Raw genomic sequence first — 11553 nt, 5'->3', positions numbered from 1 at the left:
TTATCCCTAACTCTACAGACAGCGGGGTCCGGCAGTGATCCGGCATCCTGGATGCCGGATCACTGCCTGTGGCTTACCAGAGGTAGCGATAACCCAGGGTCAACCCCCACGGTTGCTTGATGTCATGGCCCTTGGCGAATTCGGCGTCGAGGGCGATCTTGCTCCGCTCGCTGACCTGCACAATGCCGCCGAAACCCAGCTCCAGACGATCCCCCGGCACCTCGGCCTTGAGCCGCGTGCCGTTGACCTTCACCGTGCTGGCACCTGCGTGTTCAGTGATCCACGACGCCTTGGCGTAGGGCTGCACCTCAATCCCGTTGCCGAGGGTCATGCGCCGGCCGAACAATGAGCCGACACGACTTTGCAATGAGTTCATGTCATCGGCATCGACGCGCAAACCATTAGAGGCGGTGTAGTCGCCGCCGGTCGTATGGGTCGCCGTGACCTCGATTTGCGGCTCGACGAACCAGCCCTTTTCGAGCGCAATGTGGCGGCCGATCTCAACGTCCATCCCTACGCCGTGGCTGGTGTAGGCCCCTTTCACCGGGTTCCCGAGGTTGGTCGGGGTTTTGATTTCGTTATCGAAACGGCTGTACTTGGCCACCGTGTCGACATACACGCCGCTATCGTGCAGGTAAGTGGCGTAGGTCCCGATCATCCGGCTATCGACGTTGCCGGAAGCGCCTTCGCCGAAGCTCATGGTCGAGTGCGCGCCGCCCACCACGCCACCGACGTACAACTTGCCGGCGCCCAACGCAAAGGCCTTGTCGACACCGACTTCCATGCCGGTGACGTTTTGCGTGAAGGCGCGACTGGAGCCTTCGGCCACCTCGAAGCGTCGACCGATGGCCCGGGTCCAGATCCCGCCCTCATCCTTGCCCATGCGCAACTCGCCCAGGCGCTTGACCAGCGCGTTCATCTGCGCGCTCCACAGCGTGGCGCCAGCGGTTTGTGCGGAGATGGCGGCGTTGGCGCCTTTGGACAGGTTGGCGGGGCCTGGATCAACAGTGACCGGAGGGGTGATCGGCGGTGTGATCGGATCGGTTGGTTTTTCCGGATCGACCGGGGGAATGAGCGGATCAGTCGGCGTTTTCGGGTCAACCGGGTCACTTGGCGATTCAGGATCGACGGGAGGCTGAATCACCGAGCTGTTGCTCAGAAACCAATCGTCGCCCTGCTGGTTGAGGGTGTAGCGAAACGCACCGGCATCGACGTGCTCGCCATACAGACCGAACGTGCCGCTGCCGCCATTGCCATCCACCACCCGCAGTTGCTGGCCGGGACCGCTCGGGCTGTGGCCGGAGTCTTCGATAAGCAGGGTGTGGCGGCCGGAAATTTGCCCGTTGACCCGCAGCAGATCGCCCTGCAGCGTCGCCAGGTCGGTGCGCATGTCAAAGCGGCCGGAACCTGTCAGGTCTTCGTTGACGGTCAGGGTCTTGAACGTGCCGGACAGCGATGGATCAAACACCACGTGGCCGTTTTGTTGATCCAGCGTCCCGACGTTGGAATCGGCGGTCATGAGCCACAGGCTGTTGTCCAGCTCCAACTGTTGCAGACCGCTGATCGAACCGCGCAATGCGGATTGCTCTTTCAACATCACGCCGACGTCCTGGCCTTCCACCAGGATATCGCCCTGCAGGGTCGAGCCGACTGCTGCGACCGAGACGTGCTGGTTATCGACCAGGCTGCCGTCGGCCAACTCACGGACGCTGGTGCGCAACACCTGCTCACCGGCGACACTGCTGTTGAGCAGTTCCAGGCGCAAGCCACCGGAGATATCGAACGCCGCGTGCTGCGCGCTGATGTCCGAGTCTTGCACATGCAAGACGTTGATCTGCCCGGTGCGGGATAGCGAACGAACCGCCGCGCTGTCCTCGCCCCGCACGTGCACCAGTGCATCCGCCAGGCTCATGCTGCCGCCGTCTTGCAGCAACAAGCCGCGAGCCCCTTCACCGTCGGCATTGAGAGTCAGGCCCTGGGCCAGGACATGGCCCGGGCCGTAACTGACGATGCCCATGCCACTGCCGTCGATATTGATCAGGGCATTGTTGAGGTTGATCCGTGCGCCACTGCCCACGGCAAACACCCCGGCGCTCATGCCGTGGGTGTGAATGTCGATGTCGGTGCCGGTCAGCGTCGAACCATTGTCGGCGTAGAGACCGTGGGCATTGTCGCCGAAGGTTTCGACCGTGGCTTTCTGCAGGTCGATCGTCGCACCGCTTTGGGCGAAGGCACCGATGGCGCTGATGCCCCTTGTGGTGATGTGAACATCCTGGGCCAGTACCTGGCTGGTGGCGCTGGCGGCCCAGAGGCCATGGGCGACCTGCCCGGCGGTGTTGATGCGGGTTCGTTGCAAGTCGACCTGGGAATCACGATTGGCGTTGATGCCCTTCGCGCTGTCACCGGTGGTCTGGATCAGGCTATCGACCAGTGTGGCACTGGCCCGTTGCTGATCACTGGTGCCCCGCAAATACAACCCATCAGCGGCGCGGCCCTGGGTGGCAATCGTGCTGAGCACCAGGCCGAGGGTGCTGGTCCCGGTGGCATTTACCCCACGAGCGCCGGCGCCCTGGGTGATGACGTCGACCGAATCCAGCGCCAGTTTTGCGCCGCTGCCGAGGGTGGCGCCGTGGGCATTGTCGCCCTGAGTCTGGACGGTGCCGGTGCTTACGCTGATCAGGCTGTCGACGCCATTGGCCGCCAGGGCCGAAGCGTTGGCGCCAGTGGTGGTGACCGTCACGTTGCTCAGGATCGCTTCACCGGCCAGCACCTGTGCGGCACTGCTGCCGCGACCGCTGGTGCTGAACGTGCTGTCGCTGATTTTGGCGCTGGCCGCCGCGCCGTCGACCAGCAACACCGGTTCATTGTCGCCACTGGTGCTGACGTTGAGTTTTTTCAGGGAGAGTTGATCGCCGCCTCCCAATTCGATGGAGGCGGCGTTGGCTTCGCCGAAAGCCAGGCAGGCGAGGGAAATGCCTGCAGCCAGGGCGTGGGGTTTGGATAGGAGGCGGCGCACGGAGTCGTCCTTGTGAGTTGAGTTGGGATGCAGGAAAAGTGCGTGGCGCGCAAGCAATGGGCGCAGCACTTAGTGCTCATCAATCTTCAACCGGTGACTTAATGCACAACGTAGGACCAGTCCGTTAATCAATGTCATCCCATTCCTTGCAAGAATGTTGAATGGTCCTACACGCTCTCGTTATTCAACGATCGTTTCAAAAACCAGTTGGGTATCAATCACGCCACCCTTTGATGTTTCATCGGGGTTATTTTGCAGTTCGGCGATGAATTCATACTTAAGACCTTTAGGGCTGATCGTGGTCGAACCGTTACTCGATAACTTGTAGCGCTTCGATAGATCGATGGCTTTACCCGTACCATCTTTCAACGCTATTTGAAGTCCCTTGGCGCAGTTGGCGCACACATTATTTTGCAAAGCCGAGCCATCTACACGAATACGTTCGGAACGGAAGTTCAACGACACGGTGTCATTGAAGCGCTTGCTGTCCGTTTGGTCCGTGCATCCCGAAAATTCAATATTGAATCGCTCGGAAGCTCCGGCCTCAGACACTTCGCCGAAGTCCACCAAAATGTCACTATTCACCAATGTACAGGTGGTAATAATGACCGTCCCTTCTCCGTTTTTTACACCCAGTAACGCGTTGCTGTAGGGCGCGCCGGGAGTCGTGGTGCCGCGGGCCCACGAGATCCAAATCCGTTTTTCGTAGGGTGCCAACGCATAAGCGCCGGGATTTGAAAGCCTGTATTCATTTCGTACGAAATTCTTTCGTGCATAGCCGCTTTGCGGGAACGGCTTATCGAGATAAATCTTGGTTGGAATAGAACCAAAGGGTGCAACCGTTGCACAGTTGGCTGGGGAGACGTCAAGGTAGATCCCGTTAATCGTTGACCTGCAATAAGGTACCGCGCCTCCGAGCCCCCAATACATCACATAAATCTCACGATTGTAGACTGGGGTTGGAAGTGAAGTGCAACCACTGACTGTCCAGCCAAACTCGTAATACCCCACCACATCCAGATAATTGGCGGTCGCCAGATCAGCCGTCATCACACTGTTAGAGTGAACATCATCAAAATCACACCAGGCCGATGCACCTGCCGCACGAACACCCGAGGCATAGAACAAAGACAGAAAACACACCAGCAATAAACGAAACACTCTAGGCACCCATTCGATCAATTCGATACGCAAACAACATGCAGGTCCGTCGCGCTTTCGTCGCGTAAGGAAACCCGTCGATAAAAACTTCAATCGCGCCAGATTAAGACTGAGAACGGAACATGAATGTAGGAGCAGTCCGATGCCGATGTCGGATTACACGCGACCACTGCGTAAGACACGTACCACCAATGTGAAACCGCCCAGCCCCGAGCGGCATCCCCTGAACCTTTCATACGCATTCTTGTAGGAAACATCCTTCACCGAAACCGGAGCATTCCTCGTTACTCCTGCGCTTCGCCGCAGCAAAATTCGTTGTTGTTTCTCCAATCCTTGCGTGCAAATCCCATAAAAAAATCGCCCTCTCGCCAACCAGGCACTGAAGCGGCGGCCTGCAAACCCGGCTCATTAGAACCCCAAGGATTAACCGATGAATTTACGAAACCTGAACATTGCGCCCAGGGCGCTGCTGGGCTTTTCCCTGATCGCGATCATGATGATGATCCTGGGCGGGTACTCACTGACGCAGATGAATGCCATTGCCAGGCTCGGCCAGGATGTCGCCAACAGCGATGTACCCAGCCTGGTCAAGCTCAGCGAGTTCAGTTACATCATCCAGCGGCAACGCAACCTCAATCAGCAACTGAGCAACACCTACGACGCCGATCTCCAGGAGAACCTCATCAAAGAACTGGCGGTGCTGCAACAAATGACCCGTGACACCCAGCACGACTACACGCCGTTCATTTCCAGTGCCGCCGAGCGCTCCAGCTACGACACGCTGGTCAAACAACAATTGCACTATGAAAAGCTGGAAGGACAGTTGATCCGCTTGTCCCGTGATGGCGCGCGCGAAGCGGTGGCGGCCCTCATCGGTGGCACCTTGCTGGACAGCTACACGGCCAGCAGCGATCTGATCAATGCCATGATTTCGATCAACGCCGATCAAAGCAAAGCCGCCGCCAAGACCAACGCCGAACAGTTCGGTATCACGGTGAAGGCAACCATCGCCCTGCTGCTCCTGTCCACGGCGATGACCCTGCTCTGCGCCTGGCGCCTGACCATCAGCATCACCCGCCCGATCAACCTGGCCCTGGAGGTGGCCGACGAAATTGCCCAAGGCAATCTCACGCGCACGATCTCGGTCGAAGGCAAGGACGAAGCCGCCCGCCTGTTGGCGGCGATGCAGAAGATGCAAGGCACCCTGCGCGAGACGCTGCAGAAGATCACCAACTCAGCGACCCAATTGGGCGGCGCCACCGCTGAACTTGATTGCGTCACAGCCGAAAGCGCCCATGGCATCACCCAGCAGACCCTGGAAATCCAGCAGGCCGCCACCGCCGTCACACAAATGACCAGTGCCGTGGAAGAAGTTTCGCGCAACGCCACCAGCACCTCCCTCGCCTCGCAAAATGCCCTGCGCTCGGCCGAAGAAGGCTGTGTGCTGGTGGGCGAAACCCTGGTCGCCATCGAAAGCATGAGCCAGGACGTGCAAGGCGCTGCGGACCTGATCACGGCGCTGGCCGTCGAGTCCCAGGACATCGGCCGGGTGCTGGAAGTGATTCGCGGGCTGGCGGACCAGACCAATCTGCTGGCCTTGAACGCGGCCATCGAGGCGGCGCGCGCCGGTGAAGCCGGACGTGGTTTTGCCGTGGTGGCCGATGAAGTGCGGGCACTGGCTCATCGCACCCAACAGTCCACCAGCGACATCGAGGCGATGATCACCAGCATTCAAAACGGCACCGAAAACGCCGTGGCATCGATGCACCAATGCACGGCGCGCACCGTGTCGACCCTGGACATCGCCAAAGGCGCGGGAACGGCGCTGCAAACGATCAACATTGCGGTGATCGAAATCACCGAGAGCAACCTGGTGATCGCTGCCGCCGCGCAACAACAGGCGCAAGTGGCCCGTGAAGTGGACCGCAACCTGCTCAACATCAATGACCTGGCATCGCAATCGGCCACCGGCGCCAGCCAGGTCAGCGCCGCCAGTAACGAGTTGGCGCGGTTGGCGGCGGACCTCAATGAGATGGTCGTCAAGTTCCACATCTGACCTCCAGCCACCGATCCCCTTTAACTCCAGCCTTGCTGGAGTTTTTTGGCTGAATGTCAGTAGAAAACCCAAGCCGAGGGCCCACCCATGAAAGTGCTGATCGTCGATGACCATGCGGTTGTGCGCATGGCCGTCGGCATGATTCTGACCCGCGAAGGCCATGAGATCGTCGGTGAATGCGAAAACGGAATGGAGGCCATCAGCAAAACCCTGGAGCTGAAACCGGACGTGATTGTGCTCGACCTGGATATCCCGTTGATTGATGGCATGAGTGTCATCAACCGGATAAAAGCCAGCCCCGTGCGCACGAGAATTCTGGTGTACACCTCGATGAAAAACCCGGTGTACGCCACGCAATGCCTGCGCGCCGGCGCCGCCGCTTTTCTATCGAAAGTCGGCCAGCCAGGGGAGATCATTGCGGCGTTGCAAGCGATTGCCAGCGGCAAAAGCTATTTCCCCATCGACACGATGGACTCGGTACGACGCAGCGACTTTGCCGAAGATGACGAACAACTGCTCAAGCGCCTGTCGCGCCGTGAACTCAGGGTGTTGCTGGGCCTTGCCCAAGGCAAGAGCAACATGCTCATCGCCAGGGAAATGCTGCTCAGCAATAAAACCATCAGCACCTACAAAACCCGCGTGATGCAGAAATTGAACAACGCGACATTGTTGGAGATGGTGGAGTTTGCGCGGCGTAATCAACTGATCTGAGTGAGGCGGCATGGGAAGAAGGCATGCCGCTGATCTTGTGGCAAGGGGGCGTGCCCCCCTCGCCACAGGTTATTCATCCGCCTTGGGACTGAGTGTCAAACCCAGGATGGGTACTCAATCATCCGGCATTTCAGGCGGTTTGGCTGGCTTGGCCGGTTTGCCTGGTTTGGTGCCCTTGGCGGCCTTGGCGCCTTTGGTCGTGGCCGGTTCGGCCGCCACCGGTGGCGGGGTCGGTGCAGCCACTTCCTTCTCCTCTGCCGGCAGGGCATCAATGGTGGCGAAGACTTTCTTCAGATCGACCGACTTCGACTCGTCCCCCGACACGTTGATTTTCTCATTGCCATCCTTGCCCAGCAGGATGACCTTGGGTAACGCGCCAGCACCGAGCTTCAGCGAGCGGATCAGCGCCATGGTGTCCTGTTGCCCCATGTCCTTGCCGTCGAGCTGACCGGACATATTAAGCACGCTGTACACCTTGATGTTGCGCTCGGCGATCCCCTGTTTGTTGGCCGGATCCTCGAGCGACTTTTTCAAGCTTATCCACACCGGGTCAATGGTGCTGGACGTGATCACGATCAGGGGCCTCGCCCTGCCCTTATCGACATCCAGCGGCGAATCGTCAGCGACGGCGAGCAAGGGGCCGGCAAATGCCAGCAGGGTTGTCAGGGTCAAAGACCTGATGAGCATGCGCATCTCCTTTTGATATCCACGCTCTAATGATTGCGCATTGCCGCGATCGTTCCGGGTGACGATCCGCAAATGTGTTTCGCTTAGCCCCAAGCTTAGGTCAGGGCCGACATTGCGCAACAAACTGTGAAGGATTGTGAGCGCGCTTTGATTCGTTTTTATGATCGTTTAGGGTGGGTCGTGATGTCCGCGAGCGAATCGCCAGGGGCCGCAATACAGGAGCTTCAATCCACCATGGAAATCGACTACCTCTGTGACCATCCCGAGCTGATCCACGAATTGGCCGAACTGAATTTCAAGGAGTGGGGCCACTTTCGCGCCGACGACACCGTCGAGGGGCGGATCGAACATTTGCAGGCCAACGCCGGAAAAGGCTCGGTGCCGACGGTGATGGTCGCGATCGAGGGTTCACAGTTGCTCGGCGGCGCCATGCTGCTGACTCGCGACATGGCCGCGCGCGCCGAACTGACGCCATGGCTGGCCGGGGTCTACGTCAAGGCAGAACACCGCGGCCGGGGCATCGCCTCGCAACTGGTGGCGCGCATCGTCCAGGAAGCCGCGTCGCTGGGCGTGCCGCAACTCTATCTGTACACCGACACGTCACAGACCCTATATGCGCGCCAAGGCTGGGAAGTGCTGGAGCAGCTGGTTTACCAGGGGCTTGATGTGACGGTGATGACGCGTGGGACCACCACCTGATTAACGTGCGACTCGCCACAGGTCAAGGTTGAATCAAGGAGATCGGGGGTAGATCAGAACGCGAGTTTATAGCCGATCAACAACAGCATCGTTGCCAGACACGGCCGCAGCAGTTCATCAGAAATGCGCCCGGTCAGGTGGCTGCCCAGCCAGATCCCCGGCAGCGAACCGATCAGCAGGAAACCCAGCACATGCCAGTCCATATTGCCCATGCTCGCGTGGCCCAGGCCCGCCACCAGGGTCAGGGGCACGGCGTGGGCGATTTCGGTGCCGACCAGGCGGCGGGTTGGCAGCAATGGATAGAGGATGAACAACGCCACGGTGCCCAGGGCGCCGGCGCCGATGGAGGTCAGGGCAACCATGGTGCCGAGGATCAGGCCGGTGATGACGGTCATCACGTTCAGGCGCGTGCCACTGGGGTTGTAGTTGCCACCGGCGCGTTTGTGGGCGAAGTCGAGCAGGCGCTTCTTGAAGAAAATCGCCAGGGCCGTGGCGAACAGCACAAAGCCCAACGCCTGCTTGATGATGGCGTTCATCGCCTCGGGCGCGGTGTGCAGGCTGCTGAGAAACCACAGGGTCATGGCCACCGCCGGCACGCTGCCGAGGGTCAGCCAGCCGGTAATAGCCCAATCGATATTCTTGTTCTTGCGGTGCACCAGCACGCCGCTGGACTTGGTAATGGCCGCGTACAGCAAGTCCGTGCCCACCGCCGTGGCCGGGTTGACGCCAAACCACAACAGGATCGGCGTCATCAGCGAACCGCCGCCCACGCCGGTCATCCCGACGATAAAGCCCACCACCAAACCTGCGACGACTAATCCGAAATTACCGAAATCCATTAACACGCCCACAAAAACCGCATGAAAAATCTGGCCCGCAGCATAGCGATTTTTCTTATAACCACTTATATCGATGCGGTCTATCGTTATGCCCAACCCCGCATACCTGTAGGAGCGAAGCTAGCTCGCGAAGGGGCCGGCACATCCACTATTTACGTTGCCTGACACACCGTCTTCGCGGGCAAGCCTCGCTCCTACAAGGGCAATGGTTATTGGACGGGGAGGAAATTGAGGAACAACAGGCTCTGCGCGTAATTCAAGCCAATCCGCCGATACCGCTCATCCAGCATCTGCGTCAGCAAATCCAGCCTCGCCACGATCTTGCCAAACTCCACGGCGAAACTCAGGTTGCTGCCCTCCTCCGAAATCTCGTTGGAGAACAGCAACGGCTCGCCGTTCTTGTTCTGCCGCTGACTGAGGATCCAGGTGGCTTTCTCAATGTTGCGCGCAGCGTTGCTGACGAAGACCGGGTTGATCGCATCGGTCATGTAGAACTCCAGCCGATTGCCGTGGGCGGTGACCAGCATGCTGCCGATGGCATAGATGAAGGCGCCGACCCGATCCCCGAGAAACTCCGGACTCATGGCATAGCTCAGCGCCGCCAGGTCTTTCTTGCCGCCGAGGGTCGGCAACGGTTGTTGCAGTTCGATGGCCTCGCGCACTTGTTTCTCGGCGGCGCGGGCATCGAGGAAGCCGGATTTTTTCAGCTCCTGGGGGTTGCGCAGGTACAGCTTGCTCATCAGCAAGTACAGGCTGTCGAGGTTGTCGTGCATCGACAACGTGGCCATGCGATCGACACTGGTCTGGAGGAATTCCTGGGGTTTGCCTTCGCGGAACTGGCTGACGATGTCGCTGCCCTGCTGCTGGCTGCAACCACTGGTGAACAGCAACGTCAGGCACGCCAGCAGGCGAATTCGGGTTTGAAACGGGGTGGACACTCGAGCCATGGATTCTTGGGCTGACACATTCCTGTGCGGCGGGAGTCGCCGCAGCCTGGCCATGGATAGAGCCGGTTAATCGGAAAAAGTGCAGTGCTCGCGATGCCGGACCGATCACTGGCATCGACCGCCCCCTTATTTAGTCCGACTTTATTCTGGAATAAATCGACCTATAGGCTATAAATCTTCATTCAGTCGATATTTAGTATGACTACTGATCAAAACAACAAAAAGGAAGATCAACCATGCTTCAATCCCGCTACCTGCTCTCCGGCCTCGGACTGTCCCTGATGATCGCCACCCTTCCCGCCCACGCCGCTGGCCTGTCCAGCGAACACAAAGCCTTCGGCAAGACCAATGACGGCACGCCCGTCGAGCAATACATCCTGCGCAACAGCCATGACCTGCAAGCCACGGTCATTACCTACGGCGCCACGTTGCAGTCGCTGAAAGTGCCGGACAAAAACGGCAAGGCTGAAGACATCGTCCTCGGCTTCGATGACGTCCAGGGTTACCAGGCCGGCACTGCGTACTTCGGCGCGACCATCGGCCGCTACGGCAATCGCCTGGCCGGTGGCGCGTTCAAACTGGATGGCAAAAGCTACCAGGTGCCAAAAAACGACGGCCCCAACTCTCTGCACGGCGGCACCCAGGGTTTCGACAAGCACGTGTGGAAAGCGCAGCCGAGCAAAGGCAAGGACTCGGTGGGCGTGACCCTGACGTACCTGTCGAAGGACGGTGAAATGGGCTTCCCCGGCAATATGAAAACCGAGGTGACCTACAGCCTCACCGAGAACAATGAACTGCGCATCGAGTACAAGGCCAGCACCGACAAACCCACGGTGCTGAACCTGACCAACCACAGCTATTTCAACCTGGCCGGCGCCGGCAATGGCGACGTGCTGCAACAGCTCGCCACGTTGCATGCCAGTCATTACACGCCAATCGATGGCACGTTGATCCCCACCGGCGAACTGGCACCGGTGGCCGGCACGCCGATGGACTTCACCCACCCCACCGCCATCGGTAAAAACATCAAGGCCGATCACCCACAACTGAAATTCGCCGAGCCGAAACAGGGTGGTTTCGACTTCAACTGGGCGCTAGATGCCAAGGGTGACATGAGCCAACTGGCCGCCGATGTCAGCGATCCACAGTCCGGCCGGCGCTTGCAGCTCTACACCAGCGAGCCGGGGGTGCAGTTCTATACCAGCAACTTCCTCGACGGCACGGTCAAGGGCAAAGCTGGCAAGGTTTACTCCCATTGGGGCGCGTTCACCCTGGAAACCCAGCACTATCCGGACTCGCCGAACCAGGCGAATTTCCCGAGCACGCGCCTGGATCCGGGCAAGACGTACACCCAACACACCGTGTTCAAGTTCTCCGCGCAATAATCCCGACCCACACCCTCCCCGGTAGGAGCAAAGCTTGCTCGCGATTTCGGTC

Annotated in this window: 9 protein-coding genes; 4 read left to right on the top strand and 5 right to left on the bottom strand. The window is 59.3% G+C overall.

Going from position 1 to position 11553, the window contains the following annotated elements:
• Window positions 1-73: 73 nt before the first annotated feature.
• On the bottom strand, window positions 74-3016 hold the full coding sequence (locus tag ACZ89E_RS02535) for an autotransporter outer membrane beta-barrel domain-containing protein (protein ID WP_476254770.1): 2943 nt from the start codon (window positions 3014-3016) through the stop codon (window positions 74-76).
• A gap of 180 nt (window positions 3017-3196) precedes the next feature.
• On the bottom strand, window positions 3197-4210 hold the full coding sequence (locus ACZ89E_RS02530) for a fimbrial protein (protein ID WP_463257962.1): 1014 nt from the start codon (window positions 4208-4210) through the stop codon (window positions 3197-3199).
• Between the two features lie 397 nt (window positions 4211-4607).
• Between ACZ89E_RS02530 and ACZ89E_RS02525 the strand changes: the two genes are divergently transcribed.
• Together ACZ89E_RS02525 and ACZ89E_RS02520 are read left to right on the top strand one after the other, a co-directional pair.
• Complete coding sequence (locus ACZ89E_RS02525; protein WP_476254769.1) at window positions 4608-6233, top strand: methyl-accepting chemotaxis protein; 1626 nt, start codon at window positions 4608-4610, stop codon at window positions 6231-6233.
• Between the two features lie 87 nt (window positions 6234-6320).
• Entirely contained in the window at window positions 6321-6944 is a 624-nt protein-coding gene (locus ACZ89E_RS02520; protein WP_149661841.1) for a response regulator transcription factor, read from the top strand.
• 114 nt (window positions 6945-7058) lie between these two features.
• On the opposite strand, the gene ACZ89E_RS02515 is transcribed toward ACZ89E_RS02520, so the two are convergent.
• Complete coding sequence (locus ACZ89E_RS02515; protein ID WP_149661840.1) at window positions 7059-7631, bottom strand: DUF4174 domain-containing protein; 573 nt, start codon at window positions 7629-7631, stop codon at window positions 7059-7061.
• A 234-nt stretch (window positions 7632-7865) separates the two neighbouring features.
• Between ACZ89E_RS02515 and ACZ89E_RS02510 the strand changes: the two genes are divergently transcribed.
• Window positions 7866-8330 carry a GNAT family N-acetyltransferase gene (locus ACZ89E_RS02510; protein WP_149661839.1) on the top strand — a complete coding sequence of 155 codons (465 nt, stop codon included), beginning with the start codon at window positions 7866-7868 and terminating at the stop codon, window positions 8328-8330.
• 53 nt (window positions 8331-8383) lie between these two features.
• Here the strand turns inward: ACZ89E_RS02510 and ACZ89E_RS02505 are convergent, their stop codons facing one another.
• Together ACZ89E_RS02505 and ACZ89E_RS02500 are read right to left on the bottom strand one after the other, a co-directional pair.
• Window positions 8384-9169 carry a sulfite exporter TauE/SafE family protein gene (locus tag ACZ89E_RS02505; protein WP_149661838.1) on the bottom strand — a complete coding sequence of 262 codons (786 nt, stop codon included), beginning with the start codon at window positions 9167-9169 and terminating at the stop codon, window positions 8384-8386.
• A 209-nt stretch (window positions 9170-9378) separates the two neighbouring features.
• On the bottom strand, window positions 9379-10116 hold the full coding sequence (locus ACZ89E_RS02500; protein ID WP_149661837.1) for a hypothetical protein: 738 nt from the start codon (window positions 10114-10116) through the stop codon (window positions 9379-9381).
• 236 nt (window positions 10117-10352) lie between these two features.
• On the opposite strand from ACZ89E_RS02500, the gene ACZ89E_RS02495 reads away from it, so the two are divergent.
• Window positions 10353-11501, top strand: a complete 1149-nt coding sequence (locus ACZ89E_RS02495) for an aldose epimerase family protein (RefSeq protein ID WP_476254768.1) — start codon at window positions 10353-10355, stop codon at window positions 11499-11501.
• The last annotated feature ends 52 nt before the right edge of the window (window positions 11502-11553 follow it).

Source organism: Pseudomonas sp. TE3899 (assembly GCF_056279105.1).
This window is presented reverse-complemented; position numbering and strand designations above follow the sequence as displayed.